This window comes from Clavibacter sepedonicus, assembly GCF_000069225.1.
Lineage (GTDB): Bacteria > Actinomycetota > Actinomycetes > Actinomycetales > Microbacteriaceae > Clavibacter > Clavibacter sepedonicus.
This window is the reverse complement of record NC_010407.1, coordinates 3,084,379-3,098,742: the sequence shown is the minus strand read 5'-3', so window position 1 is coordinate 3,098,742 and position 14,364 is coordinate 3,084,379. Positions and strand designations below refer to the sequence as shown.

Here is a 14,364-nt window from a genome sequence, read left to right as displayed (position 1 = left end):
CCTGGGTCCACCGGGCGCGGTCCGCGGATCCGCCGCCCGCTCGACCGCGAGATCCTCGCGCTGGCGGTGCCCGCGCTCGGCGCCCTCGTGGCCGAGCCGCTGTTCCTCCTCACCGACACCGCGCTCGTCGGCCACCTCGGGAGCGCACCGCTCGCGGGCCTCGGCATCGCGAGCGTGATCCTGCAGACGATCATCGGCCTGCTCGTCTTCCTGGCCTACGCGACGACTCCCACGGTCGCGCGACGGCTCGGCGCGGGCGACCGGCCGGGCGCGATCCGCGCGGGCATCGACGGCCTGTGGCTCGCGCTCGCGCTCGGTGCGGTGGTCCTCGTGCTGGGGCTCGTGGTCGCGGATCCGCTCGTGCGCGCCGTCGCCGACACCGGCGGCGCCGACGCGGATCCCGCAGCCACCGCCGCCGTGGTCGACGCGGCGCGCACCTACCTCGGCATCTCGCTCGCGGGGATCCCCGCGATGCTCCTCGTCATCGCCGCGACCGGCCTCCTCCGCGGCCTGCAGGACACGCGCACCCCGCTCGTCGTCGCGGTCTCCGGCTTCGCGGCGAACGCGGCGCTCAACGCGGTCCTCATCTACGGGTTCGGGTTCGGCATCGCGGGATCCGCGTGGGGCACCGTCCTCGCGCAGTGGGGCATGGCCGCGGTGTTCGTCGCCATCGCCGCGCGGGCCGCGCGCGAGACGGGTACGACGCTGCGGCCCGGGATCCGCGGCGTCGCGCGCTCGGCGGCGTCCGGCGGCTGGCTGCTCGTGCGCACGGCGTCGCTCCGGGCGGCGATCCTCGCGACGGTCGCCGTGGGCGCGGGCCTCGGCGTGACCGGGCTGGCGACCCTGCAGATCGCGCTCACGCTCTTCTCGACCGTCGCGTTCGTGCTCGACGCGCTCGCGATCGCCGGCCAGGCGCTCGTCGGCCACGGCCTCGGCGCCGACGACGTGCCGCGCGTCCGTGCGGTCTCGCGGCGGCTCGTGCAGTGGGGCGTGGGGCTCGGCGCGATCCTCGGCCTGCTGCTCGCCGCGCTCTCGCCGCTGCTCGGGCCGGTCTTCACGGGCGACGCGGGGATCCACCGCATGCTCACCGCCGTGACGCTCGTGCTCGCGATCGGCCTGCCGGTCGCGGGCTACGTGTTCGTGCTCGACGGCGTGCTCATCGGCGCCGGCGACGCCCGCTACCTCGCCCTCGCCGGCCTCGTGAACCTGGCGATCTACGCGCCCGCGCTGATCCTCGTGGCCTGGCTCACCGAGTCGGGGACCGTCGCCGGCACCCCCGCCCTCCTCGCGCTGTGGGCGGCGTTCGGCCTCGTCTACATCGGCGCGCGGGCGCTCACGCTGGGCCTCAGGGCACGCGGCGACCGGTGGATCGTGACGGGGGCCGCGCGGGCCTGACGCGCGCGGCGCCGGACGGGTCGCCCGGACGCGGCGCGCCTCAGTACATCGCGAGCGGCTCCGCACCCCGCGGCCCCGGGAACGCGCGGTCGAGCGCCGCGAGCGTCTCCTCGGGGATCACGAGGTCGAGCGCCGCGCGGTTCTCGGCGACGTGCGCGACGGTGGCCGCCTTAGCGGTCGCGAAGACGTGCGGCGCCTGGCGGACGACCCACGCGAGCGCGAGCTGGCCGGCGCTCACGCCGAGGGGGTCGGCGAGGGCGGCGAGCGTCGGATCCGTCGCGAGCCGGCCCTGGTCGAGCGGTGAGTAGGCCATGACGGGCATGCGGCGGGATCCGGCCCACGGGATCACGTCGTGCTCGGGCCCGCGCTGGGCGAGGTTGTAGAGCACCTGGTCGGTCTGCACGGCGTCGCCGCCGGGGATCGCGGCCAGCTCGTCGAGGTCGACCGCGTCGAGGTTGCTGACGCCCCACCCGCGGATCAGCCCCTCCTCGACGAGCTCCTGCATCGCGGCGACCGTGTCCGCGAGCGGGTGGGATCCGCGCCAGTGCAGCAGGTAGAGGTCGAGCCGGTCGGTGCCGAGGCGCGCGAGGCTGCGGCGGGCCGCCTCGCCCGTGCCGCGGCGCGACGCGTTCGACGGCAGCACCTTGCTGATGAGGAAGACCTCGTCGCGGCGACCGGCGATGGCCTCGCCGACCAGCTCCTCGGATCGCCCGCTGCCGTACATCTCGGCGGTGTCGATCGCGGTGAGGCCCGCGTCGAGGCCGGCGCGCAGGGCGTCGAGCTCGGTCGCGCGGGCGGCGGGCTCGTCGCCCATGTTCCAGGTGCCCTGCGCGAGGGCGACCGCGGTGCGGCCGTCGGGGAAGGTGGTCGTGGGGATCTCGGTGTCAGCCATCGGGTCCATCCTCCGCCGATCGGGCCGGGGCGTCAGCGCGGCGTCCCCGGGACGCCCGGGAACGTCGGCACCCAGCAGCGCACGGCGGCGCGGTAGCGGCGGAACGGATCCCCGAAGCGGGCCTCGAGGTCCGCCTCCTCTCCCGGGCGCACGACGTGGTTCCAGAGCGACGAGCCGATGACGGCGTAGGCGACGACGAGCCACGACCCGAGGATCAGCCCGACGGCCGCCGCCTGCGTCACGCCCGCGAGCGCCATGGGGTTGCGGACGAAGCGGTAGGGGCCGGCGATCACGAGGCGCGTGGCCGTCGCGGCCGGGAGCGGGGTGCCGCCGCCGCGGGTCGACATGGCGGCGGCGGACCAGATCCCGAGTGCGCTCGCCAGCACCAGCACGGCGATCCCGACGGGCAGCGCAGCCGACGGCAGCGGCACCGCGACTCGCCAGCGCATCTCGAGCCACCGGATCGCGAGCGGCGCGACGACGAGGAAGGAGCCCCAGAAGACGACGATCTGCAGGGCCGTCGCGAGCACGTGCCGGGAGGTGGCGGCGGTCGCGTCGGCGGGTCGTGCCGCGAGCGGGCCGATGAGCGCCCAGCGGGTCGGCAGCCGGCCGACCAGCAGCAGGGCGCAGGCGACGAGGGACCCCAGGGCGGCGACCGCCATGATCACGACGCCGATCCCGGCCTCGGTCGTCACGGTCGCGTAGGCGGCGAGCGCGACGGCGACGAGGAGCGTCCAGGCGGAGGCGACGGCGGCCGCCCACCGGATCCCGGCTGCGGCGAGCGCCGACCCGACCACGAACATCGGGACGTCGAGCAGGGCGACGGGCAGCGGATCCAGCGACCCGAGCGTCGCGACGCGCACCGCGGGGACGGTCGGCACGGCGATCCACCAGGCGGTGCCGCCCGCCGCCTGCGCGGCGAACCAGAGGCGGGCCCACGTGCCCGCGGCCACCGGCCCCATCCGCCTCACCGCGGGTCCGCGTGCTCCGGCGGCCACACGACGGCGAAGCGCTCGAACACGATCTCGTCGCTCGCCGACCACACCGCGCCGCGGGCCGCGCTCACGCGCTCCCAGTAGATGCGGTGCTGGGTGCGCCAGCTCTCGAGCGAGAGGTCGTCCTCGCCCTCGTCGTGCGCGAACGCGGCGTCGGCGCTCGTGAACGGTCCGACGCGGAGCTCGGTGCTGCGGATCACGATGCGCGGCGCCCCGGTGCTGTCGCAGGCGATCCAGTGGGATCCGATGCGCGGCACCTCGTCGCCGCGCGCGAGGAAGTCGGCGACGAGCTCGGCGGTCGCGCGCTTGCGGCCGGACAGCACGATCCCGAGCAGCTCGTCCGCGAGCCGGGCGTGGTCGCCGAAGAGCTCGACCGTGTGCTCGGGACCCGCGGCGACGGCCTGCGGGTGCGCGACGGCGTACGCGTCCCACATCCGGGCGGCGGCGGCCAGGTCGGGCGGGGAGACGGGCGCGGTCGCATCGCTCATGGATCCGATGCTCCCACGCGGGTCGGCGGCGTCGGGGCCGGGACGTCCTCGAAGCGCGCGCACGACCGACGCCGTCACCCGCGACGGAGGACCCACCTCCCCCTAGCCTGAGGTCGTGGAAGCTCCTGGCCCTCGTCGCGCACGACACGCGTCCGCCTCCGCGGTCGGCCCGCGATGATCGCCGGTCTCGTGATCGGGTTGCTCGCGCTGCTCCTGGGCGCCCTCGCCGTGGTCTGCTTCCGCGCGGGATCGGCCCTCGGCATCATCGCCGGCCTCCTCCTGCTGCTCGTCGCCGTCGCGACCGCCCTCTTCGCGATGCTCTGGCTCTCCATAGCGGCGAGCGGCGGACTCCGCATCCCGTTCTGACCCGTGCCGCCCGCGCTCACCAGGCGACGGGGCCGTCCTCGTCCGTGAAGGTGCCCGTCGGGCCGTCGGCCGCGATCGTCGCCATCCGCACCGCCTGCCGCGCGCCCTGCTCGGGGGTGCGCACGCCGCGGAAGCCGTTGAGGTCGGTCGCGACGAAGCCCGGGCACACCGCGTTCACGAGGATCCCCTCGGCCGCGAGCCCGCGGGCGTACATCATCGTCAGCGCCGTGACCGCGGTCTTCGACGGCACGTAGCCGAGCGCGATCGGGTCCGCGTTCGCGAAGTCGGAGATGGCCGCGAGGGATCCCGCGCTGCTCGAGACGTTGACGATGCGCGGGGCGTCCGAGAGGCGCAGCAGCGGCAGGGACGCCTCGGTGACGGCCATCACGCCGAGCACGTTGGTCTCGAAGACGAAGCGGACGTGGTCCACGTCGCCGGATCCCGGCACCTGACCCGCGAAGTCGGCACCGGGCCGGTGGCTGATCCCGGCGTTGTTCACGAGGGCGTCGAGGCGGCCGTGACGGCCCCGGATCACCTCGATAGCGGCCGCGACGGAGGCCCGGTCGGTCACGTCGAGCGCGACCGCCCCGACGTCGCCGCCCGCGGCCCGCAGCGCCGAGGCCGCCTCCTCGCCGCGCCCGAGGTCGCGCGCGCCGATGACGACGGTGTGCCCGAGCCCCGCGAGCCCTGCCGCGATCTCGCGGCCGATCCCCTTGTTGCCTCCGGTGACGAGAGCGATCATGCGTTCCTCCTGCTGGTCCGGCCGTGCGGATGCTCGGCTCTGGGTCGAGCTTGCGGCCGCGGGATCGGATCCGGAATCACGTGGAGTGCGCATCCCATGTCGTAGAGTCCGAGCATGACCGACGACCGGCTCTCCGAGGTGCTCGACCTCATCCAGGTGCGCGCTGTCGTCTCCGGCGGATCGGCGGCCCGCGGACGCTGGCGCATCCACAGCGCGATCGACGAAGACCTCAAGTTCATCGCGGTCGTCGTCGGCAGCGCTCGCCTCACCGCCGACGGCCTCGACGCCCCGATCGAGCTCGCCGAGGGCGACGTCGCGGTGCTGAACGGCCGCGCGTGGCTGACGCTCGAGGGCGGGAGCGGCGACGGGCCGCTGACGCACGTGGATCCGCCCGCACCCGGCACGCCCCTCCGCGACGCCGACCTGCGCGACCCCCACGCCGACGTGCTCATCGGCGGACGCGTGGATCTCGATCCCGTCGGCCGCGAGCTGCTCACCTCCGTGCTGCCGCCGGTCGCGCACATCGACCGGCGGAGCCCGGTCGGGGCGGACGTGCGCGCCCACGTCCAGCGGATCTCGAGGGAGCTCGCCGCCGATCGCGTCGGATCCGCCTTCGCCATCCGCCAGTACGGGCAGCTGCTGGTGCTCGACATCGTCCGCGCCTCGATGCTCGATCCGGACGTGCCCGCGGGCTGGCTGCGGCTCCTCGCCGACGAGCGGCTGCGGCCTGCGCTGGCGGTGATCCACGCGCAGCCCGCGCGTGCCTGGAGCCTGGACAGCCTCGCCCGGGCATCCGCGATGTCGCGCTCGTCGTTCGCCCAGCGCTTCCGCGAGGTGGCGGGGACGACGCCGCTCGCGTACCTCATCGAGTGGCGGATGCTGCTCGCCCGCCGCGAGCTGCGGTCCGGCGACAGGCGGGTGGGCGAGCTGGCCTTCGCGCTCGGCTACGGATCCGAGAGCGCCTTCAGCTCCGCCTTCAAGCGGCACACGGGCGAGGCGCCGGTCACGTACCGGACGCGGATCCGTCGGCCGGGTGCCGAGCAGCGCGTCGTGTCCGCGCCCGCGGGTCACCGCCCGCCGCCCGCCTAGCCTGAGCGGGTGGAAGACCAGCAGCACGTCCCCGACCGCCGCGACCCCCGCGGCCGCCGCGCCCCCGACGCCGAGCAGCGCTCCGAGGCGCTCAAGGAGCGGATCTACGTCACCTTCACCGCGCTCGCGGTCACCATCGCGACCGAGCGCGAGGCAGAGCACGCGACCGTGGGCGGCGCCGCGCTCACCCTGCTGCTCACGGTCGTCGGCACGCTGCTCGCGGTGTCGGTCGCGGAGTACATCGCGCAGATGGTGCGCGACGGCGAGGTGCCCGACCGGCGCGACGTCGGCCACATCCTCTACGTCTGCGGCAGCTCGCTCGGCGTGCTGCCCGCGCCGATGGCGATCCTCGGCCTGGCCGCCCTGGGTGCGCTCGACCTGACGGCGGCCCTGCGGATCATCGCGATCGTGCTCGTGGCGACCCTCGTGCTCGTGACGCTGATCGCCGTCCGCCGGCTCCGCGTCGGGTTCGGCGTGAAGACGCTCGTGCTCGCGGGCGTCGCGGTCCTCGGCGTCGCGGTCCTCGCGGTGGAGCTCGCGGTCCACTGATCCGCTCGGCGACCGATCCCGCCGCTCCCAGCCGCACCCGGATGCGCCCGTCGTAGCGTGAGCGGCTGCCCACCCCGCCGCTGCCCGCGCACCTCGAGACCGCGCGCCTCCTGCTGCGACCGATGGGCCCGGCGGACGCCGACGTCGTGCACCGGCTCTGGACCGAACGCGACGCCCGCGGCCCCGCCTCGCGACGCATCGACGGCGACGGCCATCCCTCGCGGGACGAAGTCCGCACCCGGCTCGTGGTGCAGGCGGAGGAGTCGATGCGCACCGGGATCCGGCTGCTGGCGATCGAGCGTCGCGACGAGCCCGGGATGGTCGGCTACTGCGGCCTGGTCGTCGGCAGCGCCTCCGTGGAGGAGCAGGAGATGGCCTTCGAGCTGCTGCGGGAGTTCCACGGGCGGGGGTTCGCGACGGAGGCGGCGCACGCCGTCGTCGACGCGGCGCGGGACACCGGCCGCTCGCGGCTCTGGGCCACGGTGCGCCGCTGGAACGCGCCGTCCTTCCGCGTCCTCGAGAGGGCGGGCTTCGTCGACAGCGGCCGCGTCACCGCAGATCCCGCGCACGGCGACAGCGTGTGGATGACGCGCGACCTGCGCGACGCACCCGCCGACGGCGCCTAGCTGTAGTTCCCAGTGAGGTTGTGAACGCGTTCGGCGGGCGTGAGTCCGCCGATGCCGGTGTGGGGGCGGTGGTGGTTGTAGTGATGCAGCCAGGCAGGGTAGGTCGCGGCGCGGGCCTCGTCGGTGAGGTAGGGGTGGGCGTAAGCCCATTCCGTGGCGAGGGTGCGGTTGAAGCGCTCGACCTTCCCGTTGGTCTGGGGCCGGTAGGGGCGGGTGCGTGTGTGGGCGATGGTGCCGAGCGCCTCGGTGAAGGCGTGGGAGCGGTAGCAGGAGCCGTTGTCCGTCAGGACACGGATCACGGTGATGCCCGCGGTGGTGAAGAACGCGTTCGCGCGGGCCCAGAACGCGGCGGCGGTCTCCTTGCGCTCGTCGGTGAGGATCTCGGAGTACGCGAGTCGGGAGTGGTCATCCACGGCGTGGTGCAGGAACGCGTATCCCCGCCCGGTCCGGGGGTTGTTCTTCCGGCCGGCCGCTCTGCCGAGGACTCGGTGCCCGCCGCCGTCCGGGATGCGGCCGAGCTTCTTGATGTCGACGTGGACCAGATCTCCCGGTGAGGAGTGCTCGTAGCGTCGCGCGGGCGAGCGTCGGACGGGGAGTCCCGTCGCGGAATCCAGGTGCGTGAGCAACGGCATCCGGTAGCGACGGAGGACCCGCTCGACCGTGGAACGGGGGATACGCAGGTGGTAGCTGATGCGGTGCGGGCCCCACCGGCGAGTGAATCTCAGCGCGATGATCCGCCGCTCCCGACGCTGACTCGTGCGGGTCGGTTGCCGGTGCGGGCGGGATGAGCGATCTGTCATCGGCAACCCGGCCCGATACCGGCGAGCCCATCTCGACGCCGTCGCCGGCGAGCACTGGAACCTCTCCGCCGCACGCCGGACCGGCCACCCGTCCTCAACGATCAACCGGGCAAGCCGAACCCTGCCCACGGGAGTGAACGGGGCGTTAGCGTGAGTCACGAAGACCTCCGTGGACGTTGATGAGTGTGGTAACCCACATCGTCCCGGAGGTCTTCGCTATCCGCCCCAGCGTTCACAACCTCCCGAGGAACTACAGCTAGTCGGCCGGATCCCCCACCGCCGGCCCCGAGTAGTGGTGGTCGAACACGACGCTCGTGCGGGTCGACGCGACGGCCGGATGCGCCGACAGGTGCTGGAGGACGAAGTCGCGGAGGTGGTCGCTGTCGCGGACGGCGATGTGGACGATGAAGTCCTCGGATCCGCCGAGGAAGAAGAGCTGCACGACATCGGCGAGCTCGCGCATCTCATCGGCGAACGCGGCCATCTCGTGGCGGGCGCCCGCGCGGATCGCGATGCTGATGAGCGCCTGCAGGCCCACGCCCACCGCATCCGCGTCGATCGTGGCGGTGAAGCCGGTGATCACGCCGCGTTCGACGAGGCCGCGCACGCGGGTCACGCACGTCGACGGCGCGATGCCCGCCTGCTCGGCGAGGCGGCTGTTCGGGGTGCGCGCGTCGGCTCGGAGGAGGGCGACCAGCTTCCGGTCGACCTGGTCGAGCGGCTCGGGCGTCCGCACATCCTTCGTCGGCATCCGGTCCTCCTCGGCTAGCGGGCGCAGGATCGTGCAGATCGAGCGGCTGTCGCGGAAGATCCTACGGATTCCACGCGCCTGGGACGCACGATGGCCACCATGGGTCCCGCCCTCCCGCATCGCTGCCGCCGGCCGCACCTCGCGGGGAGACGAGACGGAGCACGCGCATGAAGGTCGGGATCCCCACCGAGATCAAGAACAACGAGAACCGGGTCGCCGCCACGCCCGCGGGCGTGCACGAGCTCGTGCGCCGCGGCCACGAGGTGCTCGTGCAGGAGGGCGCGGGGCTCGGATCGAGCATCACCGACGCCGACTACGTCGAGGCCGGCGCGACCATCGTCGCCACCGCCGACGAGGTGTGGGGCCAGGCGGATCTGCTGCTCAAGGTCAAGGAGCCGATCCTCGAGGAGTACCCGCGCATGCGCGCCGGACAGACCCTCTTCACCTACCTGCACCTCGCGGCGTCCAGGCCCTGCACGGACGCGCTCGTCGCGTCCGGCACGACGGCCATCGCCTACGAGACGGTGCAGCTCCCGAACCGCCAGCTGCCGCTGCTCCAGCCGATGAGCGAGGTCGCCGGCCGGCTCTCCACCCAGGTCGGCGCGTACCACCTGATGCGCGCGGCCGGCGGGCGCGGGATCCTCCTCGGCGGCGTCCCCGGCACCCCGAAGGCGCGGGTCGTCGTGATCGGCGGCGGCGTCGCGGGCGAGCACGCGGCGGCGAACGCGCTCGGCATGGGCGCCGACGTCACGATCATCGACCTCTCCATCCCGCGCCTCCGCGAGCTCGAGATCCGCTTCGGCGGGCAGGTGCAGACGCGCGTGTCCTCCGCGTACGAGATCGCGGCGCAGCTGAAGGACGCGGACCTCGTCATCGGCTCGGTCCTCATCCCCGGCGCGCAGGCCCCGAAGCTCGTGACCGACGCGATGGTCGCGACCATGAAGAAGGGCTCCGTGCTCGTCGACATCGCCATCGACCAGGGCGGCTGCTTCGAGGGATCCCGCCCCACCACGCACGACGACCCGACCTTCGCGGTGCACGACAGCGTCTACTACTGCGTCGCCAACATGCCCGGCGCGGTGCCGGAGACCTCCACGCGCGCGCTCACCAACGCGACGCTGCCGTACGTGATCGCCCTCGCCGAGAAGGGGTGGAAGCGGGCGCTCGCGGAGGATCCCGCGCTCGCCCTCGGGCTCAACGTGCACGACGGGCACGTGACCGAGCCGCACGTCGCGGCGGCGCTCGACATGCCGCTGACGCCGGTCGCGGAGGTGCTGGCCGCCTGACGCGCGACAGGCCGTCGCGGGATCGTGACCCCGCGGCGGCCGGATCCGCCCGCATCCCTGGCAGGGTCGATGCATGACCTTCCGCTACGCCCCCGAGCCCGAGCCGACCGCACCCCGTGAGCGGAAGTCGTTCAACGGCGTCGGCCTCGCCGCGCTCATCGTCGGCGTGCTGTCGCTCGTCGGCTCGGTCATCCCGATCCTCAACTACGTGTCGGGGTTCCTCGCGGTCGTGGGCATCGTGCTCGGGATCGTCGGCCTGATCCTCCGGGACCGGCCGAAGGGCATGGCGTTCGGCGGCCTCATCCTAAGCGTGGTCGCGCTGATCCTCTCGATCGTGCTCGCGATCGTCTACACGGCCGGCATCGTCACCGCCATCACCGGCGCCGTGGAGGAGTCCGAGGCGCGGTCGTCGGCCGGCGCCGCCGACGACGTCCGCTTCACCTACGAGCTGGAGGGCACGGGCGGCACGACATCGGCCGCCGCCGTCTGGGTGACCTCGGTGGGCGGATCGCTCGGGACCGAGCAGGACCTCGCCGCGACGTTGCCCTTCACGCGCGAGATCATCGTCCCCGACTCGGCAGGCTTCGACAGCGCGTCCTTCGCGATCTCCGGCACCGTCGGCGTCGACGGCGCCGCGACCGACGGTTCCACGATCGACGGTTCCACGATCGACGGCGGCGGCATCGTGTGCCGGATCCTCGTCGGCACCACCGTGGTCGCTGAGCAGACGGCGACCGGCACCGGCGCGTCCGTCGCCTGCACGGCCACCGCAGAGCAGCTGCGTGACGCGTCCGAGTGACGCGCTGATCAGCCCGCGGAGCGCGCCGCGCCCGCCATCGCGGAGGTCGCGAGGCCGTCCTTCGGGAGCGCGTCGCCGGACGCAACCGCCGCGATCCACGCGTCGGTCGTCGCGACCGCGGCGAAGTTGGAGTGCAGCAGCGCCATGAGGGTGCCGTGCACGGTCGCGGCGTCGACGGATCCGGCCGCGTTGGCGATCGCGATCGCGCCGGTCGCGTCCGAGAGCACCTCGGCCGCGATGTCGAGCCCCTCGGCCTCCACCGACGACGCGAGGATGCAGTTGTTGGTCATGTAGCCGACCAGCGTGATCGTGTCGACGCCCTCCGCACGCACCCACTCGACGAGGTCGGTGCCCGCGAAGACCGAGCCCTTCGACTTCGTCACGGCCTTCCACGCGTCCGTGCGGCGCGACTCCAGCTCGGGGTGCAGGCGGAACGCGTCGGTCGTCGGGTCGAAGACCGGCGCGCCCGCGCCGGAGTCGTGCTGCACGACGACGACCGGGATCCCGGCCTCGGTCGCCGCGTCGACGGCGCGGGCGATCACGCGCACCGACTCGGCGGGATCCGGGTGCCGGATCTCGAGCGGACCGGCGAAGTACTCCTGCTGGACGTCGACGAGGACGAGGGCGCGACGGGGTGCGGGCATGGGGGCTCCTGGGCTGGATCGGCGGGCGTCGTTCGACGCGCACCTCGATCATCGCGCGTGGGGGCGAGGTCCCCGAACCCTCCCTCGTCGTCCGACCGGCACGTGGTGGTGAGCTGTACCCGTGCACCGTTCCCGGTGCGAGGTGCGGGGCTGACGTGTGCTCGGCTCTCGCCGGGTGCGCTGCCCTCCGCGCCACAGGGGATCAGATTGCCCGCTGACCCGCCGGGGTGTGCCCGCTCCGGACGACTACCGACTCGCCCCTACGCCTCCGTCCCGTCGACCTCGTCGACCAGCTCCACCTCCCAGTTCGCGCGCTGGATCCGCGCGTCGAGCTCCCGCAGCTCCCGGGCCGTGTCGTCGGCCCGGTCGCGCACGTCGCGGATCGGCAGCGCGGAGATCTGCCGCAGCTCGCTCCGCATCTGCCGCGGCGGTGAGGATCCCGTGCCGCGTCCGCAGGGCGTCCCTCCGGGCGAGCGCCGCCGTGAGTGCCGTGCCGTCGTCGAGGCGGGCGGCCGTGTTCGTGAGGTTGATCCGCGTCACGAGCCCCGCGAGCCGATCCACCGTCTCGCCCGCCTCCGCGAGCAGCGCCGCCGCGTCCTCCGCGTGATCCTCGCCCTCCTGGTACCGGGCCGTCGCCTGGATCCTGCTCCGCAGCGACTCGATGCGCCTCTGCAGGTCGGACCGTTCCATCAGAGCTTCCGCGAGTCTCATGCCCCCACGGTGCCACAGCGCTGCGGATCCGGGGAACGGGCCGCGGGATACGATTCCCGACATGCCGTCGACCCCGCCGAGCGACCGGCCCGCCCTCGGCCGCCCCGCCGCGATCGACGCGCAGGACCTCGCCCGCGTCGCCATCGGCCTCTTCGCGGAGCGGGGCTACGAGGCGGTCAGCATGGCCGACATCGCCGAGGCCGCGGGCGTCGGCCGCCGCAGCCTCTTCCGCTACTTCCCGTCGAAGGCCGACCTCGTCTGGGGTGGCGCGGACGTCGTCGGGGCGGAGCTCGAGCGCCTCCTCGGCGAGGGCCCGGGCGACCGGCCGCTGGGGGAGGCGTACGCCGACGCGCTCGTGATCACGCCGCCCGTCGACGCGAGAGCCCACACCATCCCCTCGCGTGTGCCGTGCAGGCGCCGCTCCTCGCGCGCCCGGGTGACGAGGAAGATGTTGTAGTCGACCCCCAGCGCCACCAGGAAGAGGAACGCGAACAGCACCACGTTCGCGTCGAACGCGGGGAAGCCCAGCACCTGCTGGAACAGGACGTTCGCGGCCCCGAGGCTCGCGAAGAACGTGGCCAACACGCTCGCGATGAGCAGCACCGGGGCCACCAGGGAGCGCAGCAGCAGGCCGAGGATCACGAAGACGATGGCCAGGATGATCGGGATGATCAGCCCCTGGTCGCGCTCGGACGACGCGGCGGTGTCGGCGGCCGTGGCGTCGCTGCCGCCCACGAGCGTCGTGGACTCCGCGCCCGGAGCGTCCGCGTACGCGTCGCGGAGGTCCTGCACGGCCGCGAAGGCCGCCGTGCTCTCCGGCTCGGCGTCGAGCTGCACGTCGATGCGGGTGCGGCCCTCCGCCGACTCGCCGGCGCGGGCGCTCGCGACTCCGGGGATGGACTCGGCGGTGGCGACCGCGTCGGCGGCCACCGCGTCCGGCGCGAGCATCACGGTCTGCGCCGTGAGGCCGGCGGAGAACGAGGCGTCGACGACCTCCTGGGCGGCGACCGACTCGGGGTCGCCGAGCAGCTGGTCCGTCTGCGACAGGCCGACGCGCGCGCCGACGAGGCCGAGCGCGAGCACGCCGACACCCGCGAGGGCCGCGGCGGCCACGACCGCGGGGCGGCGCCGGACCCGGAGGCCGAGACGCCGCCACACGCCCGGCTTCCCGCCGTGGTCGGCGTCGGTCCCGGCGCGCGGGATGAACGGCCAGAACAGGCCTCGGCCGCAAACCACGAGGGCGGCCGGCAGCACGAGGAGAGCAGCGGCGATCGCGATGAGCACGCCGATCGCGCACGCGAAGCCGAGCGCGCGGTTGCCGGAGAGCTCGGCGAGCAGCAGGGTGATGAGGCTGAGCGCGACCGTGCCGCCGCTCGCCGCGATGGCGGGGCCCGCGCTCGTGACCGCCGTGAGCATCGCCGCGTGGCGGTCCTCCTGGCGCGTCAGCTCCTCCCGGTAGCGCGCCACGAGCAGCAGCGCGTAGTTCGTGCCGGCGCCGAAGACCAGCACCGAGAGGATCCCGCCGATCGAGGCGTCGATCGTGATCCCGAGCGGCTCCGCGAGGGCCGTGACGACCACGCGGGCGAGGCCGTCGGCGACGCCGACCGCGACGAGCGGGACGATCCAGAGCACGGGGCTGCGGTACGTGACGATGAGCAGCACCGCGACCACGAGCACCGTCACGAGCAGGAGCCGGAAGTCGGCGCCCGCGAACGCGTTCGAGATGTCGGCCTGGAAGCCGACGGGGCCGGTGAGCTGCGCGACGAGCCCGTCCGGGAGGCCCTCCGCGGCCGTGGCGCGGAGGGCCCCTGCGGTCCCGGCGACGTCGTCGGTGGCGTCCGAGGCGTCGAGCGGGACGGCCACGAGCGCGGCCGTCCCGTCGTCGCTCACCTGCGGCACCACGGCCTGCGGGGCGATCGAGTCGGCCGCCAGCGCCTCGGCGCGCTGCCCGATCGCCGCGGTGTCGGCCTCCGTGAGGGCGGCGCCGTCCCTGCTGAAGACGAGGATCCCGACGGTCGTGTCCGCGCTCGGGAACCGCTCGAGCAGCTCGCTCACCTGCCGCGCCTGGCTCGACTCCGGCAGGCCGGAGGGCGGGAACGCGTCCGCCTCGCCCTTCGGCAGGAGGGCGAACAGGGCGGCGACGGCGACGGCCGCCGCGACGAGCGCCATCCAGGCGGTGCGGCGGGAGCTGACGAAGCGGGCGATGGATCTCACGGGTCCTCCAGGGGTGC

The 14,364-nt window shown here is 74.2% G+C and carries 15 protein-coding genes and 2 pseudogenes; 8 read left to right on the top strand and 9 right to left on the bottom strand.

The annotated features are described in order from the left end of the window. The first annotated feature begins 60 nt into the window (after window positions 1-60). Window positions 61-1,395: an MATE family efflux transporter gene (locus CMS_RS14485; protein WP_086935969.1), complete on the top strand. Its 1,335-nt coding sequence runs from the start codon at window positions 61-63 to the stop codon at window positions 1,393-1,395. Between the two features lie 40 nt (window positions 1,396-1,435). Here CMS_RS14485 and CMS_RS14480 read toward each other — a convergent pair whose 3' ends face one another. The 3 genes from CMS_RS14480 to CMS_RS14470 are packed head-to-tail and all read right to left on the bottom strand — an operon-like array spanning window position 1,436 to window position 3,770. Beyond that, complete coding sequence (locus CMS_RS14480; RefSeq protein ID WP_012300156.1) at window positions 1,436-2,296, bottom strand: aldo/keto reductase; 861 nt, start codon at window positions 2,294-2,296, stop codon at window positions 1,436-1,438. A 23-nt stretch (window positions 2,297-2,319) separates the two neighbouring features. Then, window positions 2,320-3,249 (bottom strand): methyltransferase family protein, encoded by a 930-nt coding sequence (locus CMS_RS14475; RefSeq protein ID WP_012300155.1) that lies wholly within the window; start codon window positions 3,247-3,249, stop codon window positions 2,320-2,322. Window positions 3,250-3,254: 5 nt separating this feature from the next. After that, entirely contained in the window at window positions 3,255-3,770 is a 516-nt protein-coding gene (locus tag CMS_RS14470) for an ASCH domain-containing protein (protein WP_012300154.1), read from the bottom strand. A 189-nt stretch (window positions 3,771-3,959) separates the two neighbouring features. On the opposite strand from CMS_RS14470, the gene CMS_RS17365 reads away from it, so the two are divergent. Beyond that, window positions 3,960-4,136 carry a hypothetical protein gene (locus tag CMS_RS17365; RefSeq protein WP_158309447.1) on the top strand — a complete coding sequence of 59 codons (177 nt, stop codon included), beginning with the start codon at window positions 3,960-3,962 and terminating at the stop codon, window positions 4,134-4,136. Between the two features lie 16 nt (window positions 4,137-4,152). Here the strand turns inward: CMS_RS17365 and CMS_RS14460 are convergent, their stop codons facing one another. Beyond that, window positions 4,153-4,878: an SDR family NAD(P)-dependent oxidoreductase gene (locus CMS_RS14460; RefSeq protein WP_012300152.1), complete on the bottom strand. Its 726-nt coding sequence runs from the start codon at window positions 4,876-4,878 to the stop codon at window positions 4,153-4,155. Between the two features lie 114 nt (window positions 4,879-4,992). Here CMS_RS14460 and CMS_RS14455 point away from each other — a divergent pair, with 114 nt between their 5' ends. From CMS_RS14455 to CMS_RS14445, 3 genes are all read left to right on the top strand, one after another. After that, on the top strand, window positions 4,993-5,967 hold the full coding sequence (locus tag CMS_RS14455; RefSeq protein WP_012300151.1) for an AraC family transcriptional regulator: 975 nt from the start codon (window positions 4,993-4,995) through the stop codon (window positions 5,965-5,967). Between the two features lie 9 nt (window positions 5,968-5,976). Next, window positions 5,977-6,516, top strand: coding sequence for a hypothetical protein (locus tag CMS_RS14450; protein ID WP_012300150.1), 540 nt, complete (start codon window positions 5,977-5,979; stop codon window positions 6,514-6,516). A gap of 65 nt (window positions 6,517-6,581) precedes the next feature. Then, window positions 6,582-7,142 carry a GNAT family N-acetyltransferase gene (locus tag CMS_RS14445; protein WP_041464747.1) on the top strand — a complete coding sequence of 187 codons (561 nt, stop codon included), beginning with the start codon at window positions 6,582-6,584 and terminating at the stop codon, window positions 7,140-7,142. Here the strand turns inward: CMS_RS14445 and CMS_RS14440 are convergent. Together CMS_RS14440 and CMS_RS14435 are read right to left on the bottom strand one after the other, a co-directional pair. Continuing rightward, window positions 7,139-8,101 carry an IS481 family transposase gene (locus tag CMS_RS14440; protein WP_012300148.1) on the bottom strand — a complete coding sequence of 321 codons (963 nt, stop codon included), beginning with the start codon at window positions 8,099-8,101 and terminating at the stop codon, window positions 7,139-7,141. The two genes, CMS_RS14445 and CMS_RS14440, sit on opposite strands and share 4 nt — an antisense overlap. 97 nt (window positions 8,102-8,198) lie before the next feature. Then, window positions 8,199-8,693 carry an Lrp/AsnC family transcriptional regulator gene (locus CMS_RS14435; RefSeq protein ID WP_012300147.1) on the bottom strand — a complete coding sequence of 165 codons (495 nt, stop codon included), beginning with the start codon at window positions 8,691-8,693 and terminating at the stop codon, window positions 8,199-8,201. A gap of 167 nt (window positions 8,694-8,860) precedes the next feature. On the opposite strand from CMS_RS14435, the gene ald reads away from it, so the two are divergent. Together ald and CMS_RS14425 are read left to right on the top strand one after the other, a co-directional pair. Beyond that, window positions 8,861-9,979 (top strand): alanine dehydrogenase, encoded by a 1,119-nt coding sequence (ald, locus tag CMS_RS14430; protein WP_012300146.1) that lies wholly within the window; start codon window positions 8,861-8,863, stop codon window positions 9,977-9,979. A 73-nt stretch (window positions 9,980-10,052) separates the two neighbouring features. Then, entirely contained in the window at window positions 10,053-10,778 is a 726-nt protein-coding gene (locus tag CMS_RS14425; RefSeq protein ID WP_012300145.1) for a DUF4190 domain-containing protein, read from the top strand. 8 nt (window positions 10,779-10,786) lie between these two features. Here CMS_RS14425 and CMS_RS14420 read toward each other — a convergent pair whose 3' ends face one another. Further along, the gene (locus tag CMS_RS14420) at window positions 10,787-11,422 is read right to left on the bottom strand and encodes an isochorismatase family protein (protein WP_041464746.1); all 636 of its coding nucleotides are present in this window, start codon (window positions 11,420-11,422) and stop codon (window positions 10,787-10,789) included. Window positions 11,423-11,682: 260 nt separating this feature from the next. Further along, window positions 11,683-12,112: pseudogene (locus CMS_RS18380) on the bottom strand (DIP1984 family protein). Here CMS_RS18380 and CMS_RS18375 point away from each other — a divergent pair. Next, window positions 12,084-12,335: pseudogene (locus CMS_RS18375) on the top strand (TetR family transcriptional regulator); the annotation flags it as partial. The pseudogenes CMS_RS18380 and CMS_RS18375 sit on opposite strands and share 29 nt — an antisense overlap. A gap of 29 nt (window positions 12,336-12,364) precedes the next feature. On the opposite strand, the gene CMS_RS14410 reads toward CMS_RS18375, so the two are convergent. Further along, window positions 12,365-14,347: an MMPL family transporter gene (locus CMS_RS14410; protein ID WP_012300143.1), complete on the bottom strand. Its 1,983-nt coding sequence runs from the start codon at window positions 14,345-14,347 to the stop codon at window positions 12,365-12,367. Window positions 14,348-14,364 lie beyond the last annotated feature (17 nt).